The 21,581-nt window shown below is 71.7% G+C and carries 19 protein-coding genes; 5 read left to right on the top strand and 14 right to left on the bottom strand.

Annotated elements, in window-relative coordinates:
- Nucleotides 1-59 precede the first annotated feature (59 nt).
- Genes QF030_RS10540 through QF030_RS10515 form a run of 6 tightly spaced genes read right to left on the bottom strand, consistent with a single transcriptional unit; the run spans nucleotide 60 to nucleotide 6,590 of the window.
- Complete coding sequence (locus QF030_RS10540; RefSeq protein ID WP_307162386.1) at nucleotides 60-1,355, bottom strand: amidohydrolase; 1,296 nt, start codon at nucleotides 1,353-1,355, stop codon at nucleotides 60-62.
- The gene (locus QF030_RS10535) at nucleotides 1,352-2,110 is read right to left on the bottom strand and encodes a nucleoside phosphorylase (protein WP_307162385.1); all 759 of its coding nucleotides are present in this window, start codon (nucleotides 2,108-2,110) and stop codon (nucleotides 1,352-1,354) included. The genes QF030_RS10540 and QF030_RS10535 overlap by 4 nt, the downstream gene beginning before the upstream one ends.
- Nucleotides 2,107-2,973: an ABC transporter permease gene (locus QF030_RS10530; protein WP_078890338.1), complete on the bottom strand. Its 867-nt coding sequence runs from the start codon at nucleotides 2,971-2,973 to the stop codon at nucleotides 2,107-2,109. The genes QF030_RS10535 and QF030_RS10530 overlap by 4 nt, the downstream gene beginning before the upstream one ends.
- A complete protein-coding gene (locus QF030_RS10525; RefSeq protein ID WP_307162384.1) occupies nucleotides 2,973-4,025 on the bottom strand; it encodes an ABC transporter permease in 1,053 nt (350 codons plus the stop codon). Before QF030_RS10525 ends, QF030_RS10530 begins: the two co-directional genes overlap by 1 nt.
- On the bottom strand, nucleotides 4,022-5,554 hold the full coding sequence (locus QF030_RS10520; protein WP_307162383.1) for an ABC transporter ATP-binding protein: 1,533 nt from the start codon (nucleotides 5,552-5,554) through the stop codon (nucleotides 4,022-4,024). The genes QF030_RS10525 and QF030_RS10520 overlap by 4 nt, the downstream gene beginning before the upstream one ends.
- Entirely contained in the window at nucleotides 5,535-6,590 is a 1,056-nt protein-coding gene (locus QF030_RS10515; RefSeq protein ID WP_307162382.1) for a BMP family ABC transporter substrate-binding protein, read from the bottom strand. Before QF030_RS10515 ends, QF030_RS10520 begins: the two co-directional genes overlap by 20 nt.
- Nucleotides 6,591-6,970: 380 nt before the next feature.
- Here QF030_RS10515 and mtnA point away from each other — a divergent pair, with 380 nt between their 5' ends.
- Entirely contained in the window at nucleotides 6,971-8,002 is a 1,032-nt protein-coding gene (gene mtnA, locus QF030_RS10510; protein WP_307162381.1) for an S-methyl-5-thioribose-1-phosphate isomerase, read from the top strand.
- Between the two features lie 98 nt (nucleotides 8,003-8,100).
- Here mtnA and mtnB read toward each other — a convergent pair whose 3' ends face one another.
- The 3 genes from mtnB to QF030_RS10495 are packed head-to-tail and all read right to left on the bottom strand — an operon-like array spanning nucleotide 8,101 to nucleotide 10,036.
- A complete protein-coding gene (gene mtnB / locus QF030_RS10505) occupies nucleotides 8,101-8,709 on the bottom strand; it encodes a methylthioribulose 1-phosphate dehydratase (RefSeq protein ID WP_307162380.1) in 609 nt (202 codons plus the stop codon).
- A complete protein-coding gene (gene mtnC / locus QF030_RS10500; protein ID WP_307162379.1) occupies nucleotides 8,706-9,440 on the bottom strand; it encodes an acireductone synthase in 735 nt (244 codons plus the stop codon). Before mtnC ends, mtnB begins: the two co-directional genes overlap by 4 nt.
- Nucleotides 9,437-10,036 carry a 1,2-dihydroxy-3-keto-5-methylthiopentene dioxygenase gene (locus tag QF030_RS10495; protein ID WP_307162378.1) on the bottom strand — a complete coding sequence of 200 codons (600 nt, stop codon included), beginning with the start codon at nucleotides 10,034-10,036 and terminating at the stop codon, nucleotides 9,437-9,439. The genes mtnC and QF030_RS10495 overlap by 4 nt, the downstream gene beginning before the upstream one ends.
- A gap of 555 nt (nucleotides 10,037-10,591) precedes the next feature.
- Between QF030_RS10495 and QF030_RS10490 the strand changes: the two genes are divergently transcribed.
- Genes QF030_RS10490 through mtnK form a run of 4 tightly spaced genes read left to right on the top strand, consistent with a single transcriptional unit; the run spans nucleotide 10,592 to nucleotide 15,485 of the window.
- Complete coding sequence (locus tag QF030_RS10490; RefSeq protein WP_307162377.1) at nucleotides 10,592-11,689, top strand: substrate-binding domain-containing protein; 1,098 nt, start codon at nucleotides 10,592-10,594, stop codon at nucleotides 11,687-11,689.
- Complete coding sequence (locus QF030_RS10485) at nucleotides 11,676-13,214, top strand: sugar ABC transporter ATP-binding protein (RefSeq protein WP_307162376.1); 1,539 nt, start codon at nucleotides 11,676-11,678, stop codon at nucleotides 13,212-13,214. The genes QF030_RS10490 and QF030_RS10485 overlap by 14 nt, the downstream gene beginning before the upstream one ends.
- A gap of 37 nt (nucleotides 13,215-13,251) precedes the next feature.
- Complete coding sequence (locus tag QF030_RS10480; protein WP_307162375.1) at nucleotides 13,252-14,298, top strand: ABC transporter permease; 1,047 nt, start codon at nucleotides 13,252-13,254, stop codon at nucleotides 14,296-14,298.
- 14 nt (nucleotides 14,299-14,312) lie between these two features.
- On the top strand, nucleotides 14,313-15,485 hold the full coding sequence (gene mtnK / locus QF030_RS10475; RefSeq protein WP_307162374.1) for an S-methyl-5-thioribose kinase: 1,173 nt from the start codon (nucleotides 14,313-14,315) through the stop codon (nucleotides 15,483-15,485).
- Nucleotides 15,486-15,491: 6 nt separating this feature from the next.
- Here the strand turns inward: mtnK and QF030_RS10470 are convergent, their stop codons facing one another.
- From QF030_RS10470 to QF030_RS10450, 5 genes are all read right to left on the bottom strand, one after another.
- Nucleotides 15,492-16,058, bottom strand: a complete 567-nt coding sequence (locus tag QF030_RS10470; RefSeq protein ID WP_307162373.1) for an SMI1/KNR4 family protein — start codon at nucleotides 16,056-16,058, stop codon at nucleotides 15,492-15,494.
- A 180-nt stretch (nucleotides 16,059-16,238) separates the two neighbouring features.
- Entirely contained in the window at nucleotides 16,239-17,855 is a 1,617-nt protein-coding gene (locus tag QF030_RS10465; RefSeq protein WP_307162372.1) for a glycerol-3-phosphate dehydrogenase/oxidase, read from the bottom strand.
- Between the two features lie 9 nt (nucleotides 17,856-17,864).
- On the bottom strand, nucleotides 17,865-19,403 hold the full coding sequence (gene glpK / locus QF030_RS10460; protein ID WP_307162371.1) for a glycerol kinase GlpK: 1,539 nt from the start codon (nucleotides 19,401-19,403) through the stop codon (nucleotides 17,865-17,867).
- 74 nt (nucleotides 19,404-19,477) lie between these two features.
- Nucleotides 19,478-20,272, bottom strand: a complete 795-nt coding sequence (locus QF030_RS10455) for an MIP/aquaporin family protein (protein WP_307162370.1) — start codon at nucleotides 20,270-20,272, stop codon at nucleotides 19,478-19,480.
- 387 nt (nucleotides 20,273-20,659) lie between these two features.
- Nucleotides 20,660-21,424, bottom strand: a complete 765-nt coding sequence (locus tag QF030_RS10450) for an IclR family transcriptional regulator (RefSeq protein WP_020128310.1) — start codon at nucleotides 21,422-21,424, stop codon at nucleotides 20,660-20,662.
- Nucleotides 21,425-21,581: the final 157 nt, after the last annotated feature.

The raw sequence follows: 21,581 nt of genomic DNA, 5'->3' as shown, positions 1-21,581 counted from the left end.
CATCGGACCCAGGTGTCGGATCCAGACATCGGATGTCTCAGCGTCATTATGGGGCCAGATCAGAGCAGTGCCTCCAGAGCGGCGATCACCGCCCGCTCGTCGAGCGTGGTCAGCCGGCGGTCGCGCATCAGCACCCGCCCGTCGACGACGGTGTCCCGCACGTCCGACGGGTGCGCCGCGTACGCCAGCGTCGACCACGGGTCGTGGCGCGGACGCAGATGCGGCGCGTCCAGGTCGAGGACGATCAGGTCGGCCCGCTTGCCCGCCTCCAGCGAGCCGAGCTGCTCGCCGAGGCCGAGCGCCCGGGCGCCCTCGATCGTCGCCATGCGCACGGCCTGCTCGGCGCCGACCGCCGTCGGGTCGCCCGCCGCCTTGTGCACCAGCGCCGCCTGCCGCACCGCGCCCAGCACGTCCAGCGAGTTGGAACTGACGGCGCCGTCCGTGCCCAGGCCCACCGTCACGCCCGCGCTCAGCAGGCGCGGCACGGGCGCGATCCCGCAGCCCAGCTTCAGGTTGGACACCGGGCAGTGGGCGACGGCCGTGCCCGTGCGGGCCAGCGCCGCGATCTCCGGCCCGGTGAGGTCGACGGCGTGCGCGAGCAGCACATCGGGGCCGAGCAGCCCGAGGGAGTCCAGCAGCTCCACCGGCCGCTTCCCGTGCCGCACCTCGACGGTGGCGACCTCGGTGGCGTTCTCGGCCGCGTGGATGTGCACCAGCGCCCCGAACTCCCGGGCCAGCGCGAAGACTTCGGTGAGCTGCCCCGGGGAGAGGGTGTACGCGGAGTGCGCGAAGACGACCGGACGGCGGCCGGGTTCGGCGGGCCCGCGTGCCTCGAGGTCGCGCCGCGCCCACCCCAGCCGCTCCTCGTACGCGATGCCGTCCGGCGGCCCGGGCACGTCCATGAAGGTGGGGCCGGTGTGCAGCCGCCAGCCCGTCTCGTGGGCCGCCCGCTCGGCCGCCTCGTGGAACCAGTACATGTCCAGCGCCGAGGTCACCCCGGCCCGCAGGCTCTCCGCGACCGCCAGTCGCACCGCCGCCGCCACGTTCTCCGGCGCCAGCAGCTCCGCCTCCCACTTCAGGACCCGCTCCAGGAAACCCTGGAGGGTGACGTCGTCGGCCCGACCGCGCAGCAGGGTCATCGCGAGGTGGGTGTGCGTGTTGATCAGCCCGGGGAGCACGAGGCAGCCGGCCGCGTCGATCTCCTCGGCGGCGGTGTAGCGCTCGCGCAGCTCGTCGGCCGGTCCCACGGCGAGGATCGCGCCCGCGTGGACCGCGACCGCCCCGTCCGGGACGACGGTTGCGGCGTCGTCCACCGTCAGGACGTCGCCGCCGTGCACCAGCAGGTCGATGCTCACGCCTGCTCCCCTTCCGCCTCGGCGAGCAGCCGCAGGGCCTCCAGGGAGACCACCGCTCCCCGTTCCACCCCGGCGGCCACGACCGCGCGGTGCGGGTCGTAGCCGCCCGTGGCCTGCTCGTCGACCAGTTCGTCGGCGTTCGCGCCGTCGATCACCAGCACGCCGCCCGCGACCAGACCGCGCAGCGAGGCCGTGACCAGCAGCGCGGACAGCTCCATCTCGATGGCGGCGAGCCCGGCGCCGGCGTACGAGAAGAGCGGGAGCAGGCCCGGCTGGAAGGCCGCCCGGGTCCACACGACGCCCCGGTGGTACGGGGCGCCGGCCCCACGGGCCGCCTGCTGGAGGGCGAGGACCGCCTCGGGCGAGGACACCGCCGGGTACTCCGGAGGCAGCAGCTGGTGGGTGACGCCGTCGTCGCGGACGGCCGCCTCCGCGACGACCAGGTCGCCGTCCCCTATGCCCGGCCTCATCGCACCCGCCGTACCGAACCGCAGGAAGGTGCGCACGCCGGCGTCCGCCAGTTCCTGGAACAGCAGGATCGCGCCCGGCGCGCCCACCCCGTGCGAGGCGACGACGACCGGCAGGCCCTTCCAGCTTCCGCTGAACACCCGGTACTCGCGGTGGTACGAGACCTCCTCGGCGCCGTCGAGCAGCGTGGCGACGGCCGCGGCGCGGGCCGGGTCGCCGACGACCACGGCGTGCGCCGGCAGACCGGTGCGCGGGATGCGGGTGACGGGCAGCAGGTCCTGCGTCATTGGACGGCTCCGGTGGTACGGGGGCGGCGACGGCGGCGGGCCGTCGTGAGGAACAGGGCGCCGAGTGTGACGACGTAGGGCGCGGCGTCGGTCGCCTGCTGCGGCAGGCCGAGCCCCTGAAGGCGGAACCCGGCCGCTTCGGCGAGCCCGAACAGCAGCGCGGCGAGCAGCACTCCCAGGGGCGCGGCGCGGCCCAGCATCACGGCCACGACAGCGATCCAACCACGGCCCGCCGTCATGTTCTCCGTGAACAACGTGACGTTGCCGAGGGCGAGCTGGGCGCCCGCGAGTCCGCACAGCACTCCCGACAGCAGGATCGCGCCGTACTGGTACTTCGCCGGACTCACCCCGAGGGTGGCGGCCGCGTCGGGCGCCTCGCCGACGCCGCGCAGCCGGAGCCCCCACACATGCCGTGACAGCAGCAGGGCGGCGACCGCGACCGCCGCCCAGGACAGGTACGCGAGCGGGGTGAAGCCGCCGATCAGCGGCAGACCGGCGAGGGACGGATCGTCGAAGGTGCCCTGCACGCCGAAGACCGTGCGCAGCAGGAAGCTGGTCAGGCCGACGGCCAGGAGGTTCATGGCGATGCCGAGGACCACCGCGTCCCCGCGCAGGGTGACCGCGCCCACGGCCAGGACCAGCGAGTAGGCGGCCGCCGCGAGGGCCGCGGCCAGGACGCCCAGCCAGGGGCTGCCGGTGAACCAGCTGGTCGCGACGGAGGTGAAGCAGCCCATCAGCATCATGCCCTCGAGGCCGATGTTGAAGACGCCGGCGCGCTCGCACAGGGCGCCGCCGAGGGCCGCCAGCAGGATCGGGGTGAGCGCGCGCAGCGCCGACATGAGGAGATCGGAGTCGAGGAACATCACACCGCCTCGCTTCCTCGCCTGCGGCGGGTGAGGGCGAACCAGCGGCCGGGGAAGCGCAGCCGGGCCGCGAGGAACACGATCACTATGGCCTGGAGCACCTGGGTCAGTTCGCGCGGCACCTCGGTGGTGCGCTCCATCGCCAGTCCGCCGACCTGGAGGACGGCGAAGAAGAACGCGGCGACCACCGTGCCGAGCGGAGCCGCGGCGGCGAGCAGGGCCGCCGTGAGGCCGGTCCAGGTGTAGCCGGGGGCGGTGAGCGAGCCGTCCACGAAGCGGTAGGGGAAGCTCAGCACCCCGATGGCGCCCACGAGCCCGGCGAGGCCCCCGGAGAGCGCCATCAACTTCAGTGTCAGGCTCCGGCGTTCCACGCCCGCGTACGCCGAGAAGCGGGGGTTGAGGCCCGTCATGCGGATCTCGTAGCCGACGGCGGTGCGCCGGTCGGTGAACCAGTAAGCGGCCGCGGCGATCACGACGAGGACGAGCCCGAGGGTGACCGTGGAGTCGCCGAACGCGGGCAGCGCCACGCCGTCCGGCAGCGCCCGGGTCTGGGGCAGGCTGGAGCCCGGCTCCTTGAGCGGGTAGCGCGCCAGGTAGGAGGCGAGCGACACCGCCGGGTAGCTGAGCAGCAGACTGCTGACCAGCAGCGGGACCCCGAAGTGGTTCTCGCACAGGGCGGCCAGGACGGCGTATCCGGCGCCCGCCGCCATACCGGCCAGCAGGGCAAGGACGACGGTGAGGGGGGCGGGCAGCGGCGAGTGGAGACCGGTCACGGCGGCGGTGATCCCGCCGAGCACCAGCTGGCCGTCGCCGCCGAGGTTGATCAGCCCGGCCCGCAGCGGGATCGCCAGCGCGAGGGCGAGACCGAGCACGCTGGTGCCGGTGGTCAGGGTCGAGCCGATGCCGTCGGCGCCGAGCGCGCCGGTCACCACCGCCCGGTACGCCGTGACCGGGTCCGCGCCGGTGCCGAGCAGGAACAGGGCGCCGATGACGAGACCCGCGAGGACGGAGAAGGTGAGGGGGGAGCGCAGGGCTCCGGATATGCGTGTCATGTCAGTGGATCCGTCCCGGTGGTCTCCACGGGGGCGCCGGCCATCGCGAGGCCCAGCGTCCGCTCGTCCGCCCCGTCCTTGGCGTACGCGGCCGCGACCCGGCCCTCGTACATGACGAGCACACGGTCCGCGAGCCCGCGGATCTCGCTCAGCTCGGCCGAGACGAGGAGGACGGCGTGACCGGCGTCGCGGTAGGCGATCAGCTGGTCGTGGATGTTCTGGATGGCGCCGATGTCGACGCCACGGGTCGGCTGCTCGACCAGCAACAGCGGCGCCTCATGGGCGAGTTCGCGGCCGATGAGCAGTTTCTGCAGGTTGCCGCCGGACAGGGCGGACGCGGGCACCTCGGTGGTCGCCGCCTTGATGCCGAAGCGCTCGACGAGCCGCAGGGCGTGCGCCCGGACGGCGGCCGGCGGCAGCAGGCCGCGGGTGGAGAGGGTGGTGCGGTGGTGGCCCATCGCCAGGTTGTCCGCGACGGAGGCGGCGGGGGCCGTACCGACGGCGTGCCGGTCCTCGGGGACGTAGGCGAGTCCCTTCACGCGTCGCTCGGTGGCAGAGGCGTGCGTGATGTCGTCGCCCTGGAGCGTGACCTGCCCGGCGGTGGCCCGACGCAGTCCGGCCAGCGCCTCGACCAGCTCGCTCTGGCCGTTCCCGGCGACGCCCGCGATCCCGACGATCTCCCCGGCGTGGACGGTGAGGTCCACATCGTGGACGGAATCCGTGCTGAAACCGGTTACCCGCAGCACCGCCCCACCGGGCGTTCCCGGTGCGTGGACGCGGTCCAGTTCCACCGCGCGGCCGGTCATCGCGGCGGCGATCGCGTCGGCCGTCGTGTCGGCGGTGACCAGCCGGGCGGCGACCCGGCCGTCCCGCAGCACGGTCACCCGGTCGCTGCCCTCCAGCACCTCGCGCAGTTTGTGGGTGACGAGGACGACCGTACGGCCCTGCGCCGTCAGCGACTTGAGCACGCCGAACAGGGCGTCCGCCTCGGCCGGGGTGAGCACGGCGGTCGGCTCGTCGAGGATGAGCGTCCGGGCGCCCCGGTGCAGCAGCTTGAGGATCTCCACGCGCTGACGCAGGCCGACCGGCAGGTCGCCCACGCGCGCGTCGGGGTCGACGGCCAGCCCGTGCTCCTCGGCGAGTTCGCGCACCCGGCGACGGGCCGCGGCGCGGTTCACGAGGCCGAAGCGACGCGGCTCGGCGGCGTAGACGACGTTTTCGGCGACCGTCAGCGAGTCGAACAGCTTGAAGCTCTGGTGGACCATGCCGAGGCCTGCGGCCATGGCGTCGGAGGGGCTCGCGAAGCGCACCTCCCGCCCGTCGATCCGGACTGACCCGGAGTCGGCGCGCTCCATGCCGTACAGGACCGACATCAGCGTGGACTTGCCCGCGCCGTTCTCGCCCATCAGGGCGTGGATCTCGCCGTGACGGACGGTCAGGTCGACGGCGTCGTTGGCGAGCGTGCCGGGGAACCGCTTGGTGATTCCCCGGAGCTCGACGGCGAAGTTCTCAGGAGGCGGCGGGGTCATCGACCTTCAGCTCTCCGGAGACGATCTGGTCGCGCAGCGCCTCGACCTTCGTCAGGACGTCCTTGTGGTCGGCGATCACGCACTTCGACGTGTCCACGCCGTCCTCCAGGCCGGTCAGGCTGATGCCGCCCTCCTTGAGGCCGTACGAGACGGTGGTTCCGGTCGTGCCGCCGAGGACCGACTCGATGCCCTTCTCGACGGCGATGTCCGTGCGCTTGATCACGTTGTCCACGACCGTGCCGGGGGCGGAGGCGCACTGGTTGACGTCGACGCCGTACGCGAACGCGCCCTTGGCCTTGGCCGCCTCGAACACGCCGTAGTTGCCGGCCGCCGCGGCCGCCATGATCTGGTCGTAGCCCTTGGCGAGCAGGGTGTTCGCCTGCTCCTTGGCGCGGGCCGAGTCGTCGAAGGGGGACTGGCCGCCGACGAAGCGGGTCGACGTCTCCGTCGTGGCGGCGACCTTCTTGGCGCCGGCCGCGAAGGGGTCGCTGTAGCGGCGGAACTGGGGGGTGTCGAGCACGTCGACCGCGCCGACCTTGCCGGACTCGCTCAGCAGGCCCGCCTCGGCGCCGGCGAGGTAGACGCCCTCGTGCTCACGGAAGACCGCGCAGCTGACGTTCTTGAGGGTCTTGGTGGTGCACGCGTCGATGATCAGGAACTGCTGGCCCGGGTTCTTCGCGGCCTGCTGGGCGACGATGTCGGCGAACTCGAAGCCGACGAGGACGATGACGTCCGGCTTGGCGTCCACCGCGGCCTGCACGTTCTGCTGCTGGGTGGCGGTGTCGGTGGACTCGTACACCTTCTGGGTGCCCTCGTGCTGCTTCGCCGCGGCCTCGATGCCGGTCACCGCGAGCTTGAGGAACTCGTTCTGGCCGACGGCGTCGGGGGTGACGAGCGTGAAGGACGTGCCGCCGGCGCCGCTCGCGCCCGTGGCCGAGTCGTCCTTCTTCGCGGCGGCGTTGCAGGCGGTGGCGAGGAGCACGGTGCCGGTGGCGAGGGCGGCGAGCTGCACGGAGCGGCGGTGTCTGCGGGGCATCGGGGAACCTTCCGGGTATGCCGAGAGGCGCATCACGATGCTGGGGTGCGCGCGTACGGCGGGGTGAGGTGAGCGACGGTGCTCGGTGCGGCGAGGACCGCGGGGGAGGGCCGAGGGGACGGACTCAGCCGCGACAGCCGTCGCCGGCGCAGCGGCCGAAGTCGAGGAAGCGGCGCCTGGTGAGCAGCGGCATTCTTTCCCCCTTCGTCTCGTACTGCGGGATGCTGGTATCGCCCTGCGGATGCAGGTGCTGGACTCTAACACTCGTTTCCGGACACCCGCCGGGCCGTCTCGAACTGTGGTTCGCTCACCGCTCCTCAAAGGTTTTGCGAGGTCATGTACGGTGTCGAACACCAATGGAACATCAGGAGCGTCCCGTTATGTCCCAGGAACTGCGCGCCGTCGAGTGGACCGGAACCGGCCTCGCGTTGATCGACCAGACCGCTCTCCCGCATCGCACCGCGACCGTCGATGTCCACGATGTGGACACCCTGGTCGACGCGATCCGGCGACTGGTCGTGCGCGGCGCCCCCGCGATCGGCGCGGCGGGTGCCTACGGCGTCGCGATCGCGCTGCTGCAGGGTGAGCGCGAGGGCTGGACGGACGACGAGGTGCGCGAGGCCGTCGCCCGTGTCCGCGAGGCCCGTCCGACCGCCGTGAACCTCATGGTGTGCGTGGACCGGGTCATGAGCCGCTTCGACGAGGGGCTCGACGCGGTCCTGGCGGAGGCTGCCGCGGTCCAGCGCGAGGACGTCGAGGCGAACCGTGCGATGGGCGCGTTCGGCGCGGACTGGCTGCTGGAGCGGGTCGGCGCCGACCGCCCGCTGCGGATCCTGACGCACTGCAACACCGGCGCGCTGGCCACCGCCGGCTGGGGCACCGCCCTCGGTGTGATCCGCGAACTGCACGCGCGCGGGCGCCTGGAGGTGGTCTACGCCGACGAGACCCGCCCGCTGCTCCAGGGGTCGCGCCTGACCGCCTGGGAGCTGGTCCACGAGGGCATACCGCACTTCGTCCAGGCCGACGGCGCCGCCGCCGGCACCATCCTGCGCGGCGAGGTCGACGCGGCGATCGTGGGCGCCGACCGCATCGCGGCCAACGGCGACACCGCCAACAAGGTCGGCACCGTGGGGATCGCCCTCGCCTGCGCCGACGCGGGCGTCCCGTTCCTGGTCGCGGCGCCCACCACCACGGTCGATCTCGCGACGCCGGACGGCACCGCCATCCACATCGAACTCCGCGGCGAGGACGAGGTGCTGGAGTGGGGCGGGGTGCGGACCGCGCCCGCCGGGTCGCGCGGCCACAACCCGGCGTTCGACGTCACGCCGGGCCGGCTGGTGACGGGCCTGGTGACCGAGCGGGGCGTACTGGAGGTGTCCAAGGGGGAGCTGCCCGGGGACCGGCTGCGCTGAGCGCACCGGCTGTGCCGGACACGCCGAAGGCCACGGTCGGGGGACCGTGGCCTTTCGCGTGTCCCGTGCTTCGCGCGGGCAGCGCCTGTTCCCCGGGCTCAGCGCCGCGTCAGCTCCAGTTCCAGGAGCCATTCGACGACCTCGGTGTGGTGGCGGGCCTGGCGCGGGGTGTCGCCCCACACGTACAGGCCGTGTCCGGCCACGACCACCGCGGGCATCCGGGGCTCGCGGGCCGCCTCGAGCCGGTCGCCGAGCACCTTCATGTCCTGGCTGTTGGCGATGACCGGCAGCGTCACCTCGACGTCGTGCGCGGGCTGGCCGACGCCCTTGAGCATCTCCAGGTCCTTGAAGACGATCCCGCCCGGGTGCCGGTGGCCGAGCGCCACGGAGGCCACCGTGTGCACGTGGACGACCGCGCCCGCACCGGTCAGCGCGGCCACGCGCGCGTGCAGCTCGGCCTCGGCGGAGGGCTTGCCCTCGTGCACGGCGGCGCCGTCCCCGTCCACCAGCACCACGTCCGCGGGCGTCAGTTCACCCTTGTCGTGACCGCTCGCGGTGACGGCGAGCCGCAGCGGGTCGCGGGTGAGCACCACCGACAGGTTGCCCGAGGTGCCGCGCATCCAGCCGAAGGAGGCGAAGCGGGCGGACTCGGCGGCGAGGACCGCCCCCGCCTCTTCCAGGTCCGGTGCGGTGGGGTGGGCGGTCATGAAGTGCTCCTGGAGTTGCTCACGGTGATCTCGTCGAACGTCCCCGCCTGCGCGTGGTCGCCGACGCCCTGCTCGAAATACGGTTCCCCCGGCCGCCGGACGCCGACCGTGTGCCAGCCGGCCTCGCGGGCCGCGTCCAGCTCGCCGGACCGGTCGGAGAGGAACAGCAGCCGGTCGGCCGCCACTTCGGCCGACCCGGCGATCCTTCGGTACGACGCCGGATCCTGCTTGGGGCCGGCGTTCTCGGTGTCGTACAGGCCGGACAGGAGCGAGGTGAGGTCGCCCGCCGGGCTGTGGGCGAACCACGCCCGCTGGGCGGACACCGAACCCGACGAGTAGACGTACAGCCGCAGCCCGGCCGCGTGCCAGGCGCGCAGCCGCGGCACGACGTCGTCGTAGAAGTGCGAGACGAGGTCGCCGCGCGCGAAGCCCTCGGACCAGACGACGCCCTGGAGGCTCTTCAGCGGGGTCGCCTTGCGGTCCTCGTCCAGCCAGGCGTTCAGCGTCTTCTCGATCGTGGCCGCGTCGGCGTCCGGCCGGTCCGTCAGCTCCCGCACCTGCGCGATCGCCCGCGCCACCGCGGGCTCCTCGGCCCGCTCGGTGAGGAGTTCGGCGAAGCGGGCGCGCGAGTACGGGTACAGCACGTCCACCACGAAGCCCGTGGCGCTCGTGGTGCCCTCGATGTCGAGCACCACGGCGTCCACGTCGTACGTCGGCCCCGGCACGCTCACGCGGCGGTCCGGTCGGCCTCGTGACCGGCTGCGATCGTGTCGTAGTCCGGGAAGCGGCCGGCGATGGTGGAGCCGGTGAAGCTGCCGACCCAGCCGTCCTCCTCGTGGAAGAAGCGGATCGCCGTGAACGAGGGATTCGTGCCCATGTCGAACCAGTGGGTGGTGCCGCGCGGCACGCCCAGCAGATCGCCCTTCTCGCAGAGGACCGCGTGCACCTCGCCGTTCACGTGGAGGTAGAAGATGCCCGAGCCGGAGACGAAGAAGCGGACCTCGTCGTCGTCGTCGTGGGTGTGCTCCTGGAGGAACTTCTCGCGGGCCGCCTTCGCCTTCGCCGGGAACTCCGGGTCGTCGCTCGGGTGCAGGCCGAGGACGTCGACGGTGGTGAAGCCCTCCTGCGCGTTCAGCTTCTCGATCTCCGGGCCGTAGGCCGCGAACACCGTCTCGCTGTCGGCGTCGAACGGAACGTCCGCGCGGACCGGCCACTGCTCGTAGCGCACGCCCAGCGGCTGGAGGGCCGCGGCGATCTCGGCGGGGTCGGAGGTGCGGCGGACCAGGGTCTCCGGGCCGGACTCGGACCAGGTCGTCAGCAGCGTCATGGAAGCAACTCCAGGATTCTGAAAGGGATGTCCGGATACCGAGACGGTTCGGACGGACGGAGAGGGGGGAGAGGCGAGCGGCGGGATCAGTCACTCAGCCGCGACACGGCGCGCCGGGACAGCGCCGCATGCGGGGCATGCGCAGCGCGTTCGCGCGATATGACGTCATCGGGGCCTCACTGTGCCGGGTCGGATGCCGGTTCCGTGATGGTAACTCCCGACAGTACCGCCACCGCCTGTGACGTAATCGTTGTCTCGAATGTCGAGATGCGGCGTCCATTCCTTTGACGGGTGGCTGAAATCGTTCCCATGATCTGCGTATGAAGACGCTGCTGCTCGTGCGGCGGCTGTACGTGGACTTGCTCCGGTCGACCACGGCCAGCTGTCGCTGACCCCTCCCGGAGCTCCGACGCGCCCCCGTCACCGGGGCGCTCCCCGCCCCGCGCGGTGGCTCGTTCTCGTCCTTCGCTCCGGGTTCACGCACCCCTGCTTCACCTCCCTTCCGCCTCACCCCTCTGCCCCACCTTTCTGCGTCACGCGCACCTGGAGCCCCTCATGTCCCGTGTCCGTCTGCCTCTCGCCGCGCTCTCGCTGGCCTCCGTCTCCGCCCTGGTCCTCTCCGGCTGCGCGCAGTCCACGGACGCCTCGAAGGACACCGGCAACGCCGCCGCCCCGGCGTCCGCCGCCACCGGCGAGAAGCCCGCCCCGTTCAGCGCGGGCGCGGTCAAGGTGGCCCTGGTCCGGCAGAGCGGCGCCGGCGACTACTTCGAGCAGTGGGGCAACGGCGCGAAGGCCCAGGCCAAGGCGCTCGGTATCGATCTGACCGTGTACGACGCCCAGGCCGACAACGCCAAGCAGGCCACCGACCTGTCCTCGGCGATCAACTCAGGGGCCAAGGCGATCATCATCGACCACGGCTTCCCGGCGACCATCCAGCCGGAGATCGACAAGGCGGTGAAGAAGGGCATCAAGGTCGTCGTCTACGACGTCGAGACCGCCACCGAGGGCGTCGTCTCCACCAAGCAGGACGACGCGAGCATGGCCCAGGCCGTCCTCGACGTGATGGCCAAGGAGGTCGGCAAGAACGCCAAGGTCGGTTACGTCAACGTCGCCGGCTACGCGGCCCTCGACAAGCGCGACTCCGTGTGGAAGTCCACGGTCGCCTCCCAGGCCTGGAAGCAGCAGTTCAAGGTCGGCAAGGTCACCGACTCGACGGCCACCGACAACGTTCCCCTCGTCTCCGCCGCGCTCACCCAGCACTCCGACGTGGCCGGCGTCTTCGCGCCCTACGACGAACTCGCCAAGGGCGCCGTGCTCGCCGTGCAGAACAAGAAGCTCCAGGACAAGGTGAAGGTCTTCGGCGCCGACGTCTCCAACGCCGACATCCAGCAGATGACCGCCGCCGACAGCCCCTGGGTCGCCACGGCGGGCACCGACCCGTCCGCGGTGGGCGCGGCCGTCGTCCGCACCACGGCGCTGGAGCTCGCCGGTCAGCTGAACAAGACGTCCGTCGAGTTCCCGGCCGTCGCCATCACACAGGACTTCCTGCGCGAGAAGAAGATCGCGAACATGGACCAGCTGCGGGAGGCGCTGCCCGCGCTGAACCTGTCGCAGGTCTCCACCGCGGACTGGATCTCGAATGTCGCCCACTGAGCCAGGCCCCGCGCGGACCGTCCCCGCGGTCGGTCTCACCGACGTCAGCATGGCGTTCGGCGGCAGGACGGTGCTCGCCTCCGTGACGCTGGACATCGCACCGGGCAGCGTGGTCGCGCTGCTCGGCGCGAACGGCGCCGGCAAGTCCACGCTGATCAAGATCCTCTCGGGCGTCCACACGGACCACGGGGGAGAGGTGCGCGTCGACGGCACGCCGGTCACCCTCGCCTCGCCGCTGGCCGCCCGTCAGCTGGGCATCCAGACGGTGCACCAGCGGATCGGCGAGGGCGTCGTGCCCGGTCTCACGGTCGCCGAGAACCTGGTCTTCGAGGAGCTCGCGCAGAAACGCGGCAACCCGTTCCTGAGCGGCCGCGGCACGCTCGCCCGGGCCCGCGAGATCCAGGCCGGCCTCGGCCTGGACTGGAGCGAGCAGGTGCTCAAGCAGGACGTCGGCGAACTCGGCATCTCCGACCGGCAGTTGCTGATCCTGGCCCGTGCGCTGGCGACCCGCCCCCGGCTGCTCGTCCTCGACGAGCCGACCTCCGCGCTCTCCGCCGCGGAGGCGCAGCGGCTGTTCGCGCTCGTCGAACGGATGCGCGCGGACGGCATCGCCGTGCTGTACGTCTCCCACCGGCTCGGCGAGATCGACGCGCTCGCCGACCGGCTGGTCGTCCTGCGCGACGGTCTCCTCACCGAGGACCAGGCCAGGCCCTTCGACTGGGACGCGGCCCTGCGCGCGATGCTGGCCCAGACGCATGAGGTGACGACGGCCCGGCCCGTCAGGGAGGGAACCGCGGGAGAGGTCGCCCTCTCGCTGCGCGGCGTCCGCCTCTTCGACGGCCGGGCCCCCCTCGACCTCGACCTGCGAGCCGGGGAGGTCACCGGTGTCGTGGGCCTGCTGGGCGCGGGCAAGACCGAGCTGGCCCGCGGTCTGTTCGGCGCGGAGCCCTTCGCCGCCGGCACCGTCGAACTGGACGGCACGGCCTACGCGCCCCGCCGCCCCTCCGACGCCATCCGCGCCGGCGTCCACCTCGTCCCCGAGGACCGGCACGCCGACGCCCTGGTGCCCGGCTGGTCGGTCGCGCGGAACGTCTCGCTGCCGTTCCTGAGGTCCTTCTCCCGGGCCGGTCTGCTGAACGGGCCGAAGGAGGACGCCCTCGGCCGCGAGACGATCGAGGCCCTCGGAGTCGTCGCCCGCGACGAGCACAGCACCGTCGAGGAGCTGTCCGGCGGCAACCAGCAGAAGGTCGTCGTCGGCCGCTGGCTGGCCCACACCCCGCGTGTCCTCATCCTGGACGAGCCGTTCCGGGGAGTGGACATCGGCGCCCGGCGCGACATCGGCCGCCGGGCCCGTGCCCTCGCCGCCGACGGCGCGGCCGTCCTCGTGCTGTCCGCCGACGTCGACGAGGTACTGGAGGTGGCCGACCGGGTCGTCGTCCTCGCGGCCGGTGAGATTCACCTCGACGCGTACGGCGAAGACGCGGAACGCGACCGCGTGATCCAGACCATCTCGGCGTCCGTCTGACGCCGGCCCGCCCCCACGAAGGCGCAGGAAGCACTCCATGACCACCACCCAGAGCACCGAGGTCCCCACCAAGGCGGCCCTCCCGCCGGTGACCTCCACCGCGGTGCGCGTCCAGAACGCCGTGATCAAGTACGGCTTCATCTTCGTGACGGTCGCGCTGTTCCTGTACTTCGCGCTGAGCGAGGGCTCCTTCCGGGAGTCGGCCACCCTGCTCGACACCCTGCGGTACGTGTCCGTCGCCGCGATCCTCGGTCTCGGCGTCACCCTCACCATGGCCGTCGGCGGAATGGACATGTCCGTAGGCGCCGTCGCGGGCCTCGGCGTCTCCGTCGCCGCGCAGACGATGGTGGTCTTCAACCAGGTCGGCACGGTCGCGATCCTCGCGGTGCTGGTGGCGGGCGCGCTCGCCGGCCTCCTCAACGCCCTGCTGATCGTCGTGCTGAAGATTCCCGACATGCTCGCCACGCTCGGCACGATGTTCGTCATCCAGGGCAGCAAGCTGATCCTCGTCGACGGCCAGTCGATCACCCCGGGCATGACGAGGTCCGACGGGTCGACCGCGCCCGGGAAGTTCACCGACGGCTTCCTGCAGATCGACCGCGGCACGGTCCTCGGCATCCCGGTCTCCGTGCTGATATTCGGCGGTCTGACGATCGCCGCCTGGGTCTTCCTCGCCCGCACCCGCTGGGGCCGCGTCCTGTACGCCATCGGAGCCAACCCGGAGGCCTCCCGGCTGGCCGGCATCCGGGTCGGCGCCTACCGCGCGCTGGCCTACGTCATCTCCGGCGTGCTCGCCTCGGTGGGCGGGCTCATCCTGGCGTCCAGGATCGGCCAGGGCGACGTGTCGGCCGGCACCTCCCAGCTGCTGGAGGCGGTGGCGGTGGCACTCGTCGGCACCTCGGTGCTGGGCCGCGGCCGGCCGAACGTCTGGGGCACGGCGCTCGGCGCGGTGCTCATCGGCATCATCACCACCGGCCTGACCATCAAGGGCCTGCCGTACTACACGCAGGACGTGGTCGAGGGCGCGGTACTGATCCTCGCCCTGGTCTTCAGTTTCACCCTGTCCAAGCGCCGCACTGCATAAGGGAGTTCACGACCATGGGCTACCGCATCCTGGAGACCGACGACATCCCCGCGTACCTGGCCGAGCGGGGCCACTGGAACGACGTCGCGGACATCCGGGTCAGAGAGGTGTCGGACGGCAACATGAACCGGGTGTTCCTGGCCTCCTCCGCCGACGGCACCCGCAGCCTCGCCGTCAAGCAGGCCCTGCCCTGGGTCCGCGTCGCCGGTCCCTCCTGGCCGATGAACCCCGACCGCGCCGACGCCGAGGCCCGCGCCTACGAGCAGGTCGCCAAGGTCGCCCCCGACAAGATCCCGGTGGTCCACGGCTACGACCCCGAGAACTACGCCCTCGTCATGGAGGACATGTCCGACCTCGAGGTGCTGCGCACGCTGCTCAACGAGGGCGCGGCGTACGGCCCGCACACATCGGCGAGGATCGGCGAGTTCGTCGCCCAGTTCTCCTTCGCCACCAGCGACTTCGGTATGCCGTCCGCCGAACGCAAGGCGCTGATCGCGGCCTCCGTCAGCCCGGAGCTGTGCAAGATCACCGAAGACGTCGTGCTGTCCGAGCCGTACGTCGAGCACGAGCACAACCACTGGCACCCCGGCCTCGACGACCTGGCCGCCGCCTTCCGCGCCGACACCCGGCTGCGCACCGAGGTCGCCGACCTGCGCCACACCTTCATGACCAGCGCCCAGGCCCTCCTCCACGGCGACCTGCACACCGGCAGCGTGATGGTCGGCAGGCGCCGGGGCGAACCCGTGGTGCGGGTCTTCGACCCCGAGTTCTCCTTCGTCGGCCCCATCGGCTACGACCTCGGCCTCTACTGGGCCAACGTGCTGGTCTCCGAGGAGCGGGCGCGAGCTCTGGGCGCCGCGACCGACCACGCCGACCAGATCGGCCTGTCCTGGGCGGCGTTCGAGGCGGAGTTCCGCCGGCTGTGGCCGACCCGGGTCGACGCCTTCTTCGACGACGCGTATCTCGACCGCTTCCTGCGCCGCGTGTGGACCGACGCCGTCGGCTACGCCGGCACGGAGATCGTCCGCCGCATCATCGGCTTCGCCCACCTGACCGACCTGACGACCCTGCCGGACCCGGTGCCGGCGTCCAGGCGCGCACTGCTGCTGGGACGCGAACTGATCCTGCGCCGTGCGGAACTGACGGACGTCGACGCGGTACGGGCGGTCGTGGAGTCGCTCGGCTGACCGGCCTCAGGCGGCGTCGAACCACTCCTTGCCGGCCGCCCAGTGCGCGACCCAGCCCGCGAAGCCGGGCGCGCAGGTCGTGCCGCCGGACTCCGCGCCGAACGGCATGGCGCCCACGTCGGTCACCAGCCATATGCGGCCCCGCTGGGGGCCGGTGACGACGAGATGCCAGTTCATGGCGCACCCGTCCGTCCCCAGCACGACGGAACCGTGGTGGAGCACCTGCTCGACGACCGCCTCGGGGTCCTGGTCCGGGTAGGGCGCGTCCTCCTCCTCCCACAGCCACTGCCGTGTGAGCGGGAACGGCTCGGCCAGGTCCCGCCGCGCCCCGTCGTCGCCCCAGTCCGAGGGCAACTCGGCCAGTCCCACGAGGCCGTACTCCGGCGGGCCCTGGAACGACCCGTCGGACACCTCCGCCACGAACGTGCGGTACGGCTCCGGCAGCACCACCCCGTGCTCCGCCTCGAAGGCGCGCACCGCGTCCCAGCCGAGCGCCGACTCCCCGCCGTCGTCCACGGCGAAGGCCACCCGCAGGGCCGCCAACTCGGCGGGATCCGCCTGATCGATGTTCATGTCCCCAGGAAAGCACCCAGCACCGACAAGCGGACCGCCAGGAGGGCGGACGGGCCTGCGAAAGGGGCGGCTCCATAGGGGTGGAGCCGCCCCTTCCCGGTTCCGGCCCCGGTACGGAGGGGCCGTCCCTGACGTCGGCCCGGGTCAGGGGAGCGGGCCGACGAGAGGTCGTCGGCGGACCTACTTCTTGTCGAGCAGGTCCTGCACCTTGGCGCGGACGTCGTCCGTGGCGAGGCCGCGGATCGTCAGCGTCGTACGGCGGCGCAGCACGTCGTCCGCCGTCTCGGCCCACTCGTTGTCGCGGGCGTAGACGACCTGCGCCCAGATCTCGGGGGCCTCCGGGTGGACGCGCCGGCCCAGCTCGGGGTTGTCGTTCGCCAGCCGCGCGATGTCGAAGGCCAGCGAGCCGTAGTGGGTGGCCAGGTGCCTGGCGGTGTCGGCCGCCATGCGCGGGCCGGGCGCCGGGTTGTCGACGAGCAGACGGTGGGCGACCGCGCGCGGGTTGGCGACGCCGGGGAGCGGCAGCTTCTTCGGCAGCGAGGAGATCGGCTCGAAGTCGTCGCCCAGCGGGTGTCCGGGCAGCGCCTCCAGCTTCTGCATGACCGTACGGCCGATGTGCCGGAAGGTCGTCCACTTGCCGCCGGCGACGGACAGCATGCCGCCCCTGCCCTCGGTCACCACCGTCTCGCGCTTGGCCTTCGCCGTGTCGCCGGGACCGCCCGGCAGCACCCGCAGACCCGCGAAGGCATAGGTGATCAGGTCCCGGTCCAGCTGCTGGTCGCGGATGGAGAACGCGGCCTCGTCGAGTATCTGGGCGGTGTCCTTCTCGGTGACCGCGACGTCCGCCGGGTCGCCCTCGAACTCCTCGTCGGTGGTGCCGAGCAGCAGCATGTCCTCCCAGGGGAGGGCGAAGGTGATGCGGTACTTGTCGATGGGGGTCGCGAGCGCGGCCTTCCAGGGGGCGGTGCGCTTGAGAACCAGGTGGGCGCCCTTGGAGAGGCGGATGGAGGGAGCCGCGTTCGGGTCCTCCATCCGGCGCAGGTGGTCGACCCACGGACCGGTCGCGTTCAGCACCAGCCGGGCGCTCACGCCGAACTCGTCACCGGAGAGCCGGTCGCGCAGCTCGGCGCCGGTGACCCGGCCGTTGGTGAAGCGCAGCCCGGAGACCTCGGCGTGATTGAGGACGACGGCGCCCGCCTCGACGGCCGCGCGGACCGTCATCAGCGCCATACGCGCGTCGTTCATCTGGTCGTCGCCGTACACGGCCACGGCCTTGAGGTTGTCGGTGCGCAGCTCGGGCACGTCCTGCGCGGCCTTGGCCGGGGACAGCAGGTGACCGACGCCGTCACCGAACGCCGACAGCGCGGAGTAGGCGAAGACGCCCGCCCCGAGCTTCGCCGCGCCGTGCGGCCCGCCCTTGTACACGGGGAGGTAGAACGTGAGCGGGTTCGCCAGGTGGGGGGCCACCTGACGGGAGACCGCACGGCGCTCGAAGTGGTTCTCCGCCACCAGCTTCACCGCGCCGGTCTGCAGGTAGCGCAGACCGCCGTGGAGCAGCTTGGAGGAGGCGGAGGAGGTGGCGCCGGCGAAGTCGCCGGCGTCGACCAGAGCCACCCTGAGCCCGGACTGCGCGGCGTGCCAGGCGGTGGAGATGCCCAGGATGCCGCCGCCGATGACGAGAAGGTCGAACGACGCCTTGGAGAGCTGCTCCCGGGTCTCGGCGCGGCTCGGGTTCGAGCCGGACGCCGGGTGCGTCCCCAGGGCAGGCACGGACTTCAGGGTGGTCTGACTGGTCATGTGGGGTTCTTACTCCTCGTCCTCGAGCCAGCCCATGGTCCGCTCGACGGCCTTGAGCCAGCTCTTGTACTCACGGTCGCGGGTCTCCGCGTCCATGCGGGGCGTCCACTCGGCGGCCCGGCGCCAGTTGGCGCGCAGATCGTCGGTGCTCGTCCAGAAGCCGACGGCGAGACCGGCGGCGTAGGCGGCGCCGAGGCAGGTGGTCTCGGCGACCATCGGGCGCACCACGGGGGCGTCCACGAAGTCCGAGAGCGTCTGCATCAGCAGGTTGTTGGAGGTCATGCCGCCGTCGACCTTGATCGCCGCGAGCTCGACGCCGGAGTCCTTCGTCATGGCGTCGGTGATCTCACGGGTCTGCCAGGCCGTGGCCTCCAGGACGGCGCGCGCGAGGTGCGCCTTGGTGACGTACCGGGTGAGGCCGGCGATCACACCGCGGGCGTCGGAGCGCCAGTACGGGGCGAACAGACCGGAGAAGGCCGGCACGAAGTAGGCGCCGCCGTTGTCCTCGACCGAGAGCGCGAGCGTCTCGATCTCGGCGGCGGTGGAGATCAGGCCCATCTGGTCGCGCATCCACTGCACCAGCGAACCGGTGACGGCGATCGACCCTTCGAGGGCGTAGACCGCCTTCTGGTCGCCGATGCGGTAACCGACCGTGGTCAGCAGGCCGTTGTAGGAGTTGACCGGCTTCTCACCGGTGTTCATCAGCAGGAAGGTGCCGGTGCCGTACGTGGACTTGGCCTCGCCCTCGGCGAAACAGGTCTGGCCGAACAGGGCCGCCTGCTGGTCGCCGAGCGCGGAGGCGACCGGGATGCCGCCGAGCAGGTCGCCCAGCTTGCCGCCGGTGATCTCGCCGTAGACCTCGGCCGAGGAGCGGATCTCCGGGAGCATCGCGAGCGGGACGCCGATGGACTCGGCGATCTTCTCGTCCCACTCCATGGTGTGCAGGTTCATCAGCATGGTGCGGGAGGCGTTGGTGACGTCGGTGACGTGCCGGCCGCCGTTCACACCGCCCGTCAGGTTCCAGATGACCCAGCTGTCCATGGTGCCGAAGAGGATGTCGCCCGCCTCGGCGCGCTCACGCAGACCCTCGACGTTGTCGAGCAGCCAGCGGGCCTTGGGGCCGGCGAAGTAGGAGGCCAGCGGCAGGCCCGTCTCGCGGCGGAAGCGGTCCTGGCCGACGTTGCGGCCGAGCTCCTTGCAGAGGGCGTCGGTGCGGGTGTCCTGCCAGACGATGGCGTTGTGGACGGGCTGACCGGTGTTCTTGTCCCACAGCAGCGTGGTCTCACGCTGGTTGGTGATGCCGATGGCCTTGATGTCGTCGCGGGTGATGCCGGCCTTCGCGATGGCGGAGGCGACGACCTCCTCGACGTTGGTCCAGATCTCGTTGGCGTCGTGCTCGACCCAGCCCGGCTTCGGGAAGATCTGCTCGTGCTCCTTCTGGTCGACGGAGACGATACGGCCGTCCCGGTCGAAGACGATGCAGCGCGAGGAGGTGGTGCCCTGGTCGATGGCAGCGATGAAGGGGCCGGCGGTGTGCGCGTCGGTCACGGTGTGCTCCTGGGGTTCCGTGGTGAGAGGGCTGTCTGTACGGCGCTGCTGACTACGCGGTGCGGCTGGTGCTCTCAAGCAAAAGCGACGTTGTAGATACCCGCAGCGATCGCGCCGCCGATCAGCGGACCGACCACGGGGACCCAGGCGTAGCTCCAGTCGGAGCCGCCCTTGTTGGGCAGGGGCAGGAGAGCGTGCACGATACGCGGGCCGAGGTCACGGGCCGGGTTGATCGCGTAACCGGTCGGGCCGCCGAGGGACAGACCGATCGAGACGACCACCAGCGCGGTGATCAGTGCGCCCAGGTTGCCGAGGCCGTTGCCCTTGTCGTTCAGACCCTGCGTGAGCACGGCGAGGACGAGCACGATGGTGCCGATGATCTCGGTGGCGAGGTTCTGCCAGACGACCCGGATCTCCGGACCGGTGGAGAAGACGCCCAGGACCGGGCCGGCGCCCTGTTCCCGCGCCTCGACCGACTTGGCCTTCGTGGCCTCCACCGCCGGCTCGCCGACGATCTCCTTGTCGGTGAGGTGCGCGTGGAACTGGCCGTAGTAGGCGACCCAGACCAGGGTGGCGCCGATGGCGGCGCCGAGCAGCTGCCCGCCCCAGTAGACCGGAACGTTGCTCCAGTCGTCGTCCTTGATCGCGAGCGCGAGGGTGACCGCAGGGTTGAGATGGGCGCCCGAGAGGGGCGCCGAGGTGTAGACAGCCGTCAGAACGGCGAAACCCCACCCGAAGGTGATGGCGAGCCAGCCGGCGTTACGGGCCTTGGAGGCCTTCAGCGTGACGGCGGCGCAGACGCCACCGCCGAGCAGGATGAGTATGGCGGTACCGATGGTCTCGCCGATGAAGATGTCGGAGCTGGACACCCGCGACTCCTTTGTCCTTCGTCCAGGGAAGCCGAACCCCGGGTCCCACCGGGGGTTCGAGCGCCCTCGGGGATGAGAGCGATGCCGGCCTTTGGCGTTGTCACACTCTAGCGCGTATTGCCGTTAGGTGTTCGACAATGTCGACCGGTGGACGGGAGTCTTGCTCCGGCGTTACGTGTGCGTCAAGAGTGTTGTTGTCGAAAACGCGATCGTTATTGATCGACGTGAGATATCGATCTTCGCGCTGGTGCGCACGCTCTCGTCCTTTTTTGACCGTTTCAAGGTCATATTCCGGCATGCGGCGGAGGCCGGAACGGCATGGGCGTTCCGGCCTGCTCGTGCGTGCTCGGGGGAGGCGGTGGCGGGCGCCGGTCGGCGGTGCGCCGCTCAGAAGCGCCCGGCGCCCAGGTCGCGGGAGACGGCGCGGGCGCAGTCCCGCACCGCGGCGATCAGCTCGGGACGCACTTCGCCGTCCCGGCCGAGCCGCTCCACCGCGCCGGTGATGCCGACCGCGCCCACGGGCATGCGCCGCCGGTCGTGGATGGGCGCGGCGATGGAGGCGACGCCCTCCCAGGTCTCCTCGACGTCGGCCGCGTACCCGCGCGCGCGGGTCAGGTCGAGGACCCGCTCGAAGGCCTCCGGCTCGCACACCGTACGGTCCGTGAACGGCTTGCGCTCGGCCTCGAGGACCTCGCTGTGCGCGACCGGGTCGTAGGCCGACAGCACCTTGCCCAGGGCTGTGGAGTGCAGCGGCTGCATGGCCCCGATCTCCAGCACCTGCCGGCTGTCGTCGGGCCGGAAGACGTGGTGCACGATCAGCACGCCCTGCTGGTGCAGCACCCCCAGGTGGACGCTCTCGCCGCTGGACCGGGCCAGGTCGTCCGTCCAGACCAGGGCACGCGCGCGCAGCTCGTGCACGTCCAGGTAGGTGGTGCCCAGGCGCAGCAGTTCCGCGCCGAGCTGATATCGCCCGGAGGCGTCGTCCTGCTCGACGAAGCCCTCCTGCTGGAGGGTGCGCAGGATCCCGTGGGCGGTGGCCTTGGCGAGGCCTGTGGACGAAGCGATGTCCGACAGGCCCAGGCGCCGCTCGCCGCCGGCGAGCAGCCGCAGCATCGCGGCCGCACGTTCGACCGACTGGATGTTCCGTGCCATCCCCGTCCTGCCTCCGTCCCCTGGACCGTCCACGCACGGCATCTTCTGCCGTCGTTCGGCAATGTCGAACACTACCGGTCCATGTCGACCTCTCGCTAATGTTCGGTCCATACGCGTTACGCCACTCGGCTCCATGACGTGACGCGTCCGTCGCACG

The organism is Streptomyces rishiriensis (assembly GCF_030815485.1).
Taxonomy (GTDB): Bacteria; Actinomycetota; Actinomycetes; order Streptomycetales; family Streptomycetaceae; genus Streptomyces; species Streptomyces rishiriensis_A.
This window is presented reverse-complemented; position numbering and strand designations above follow the sequence as displayed.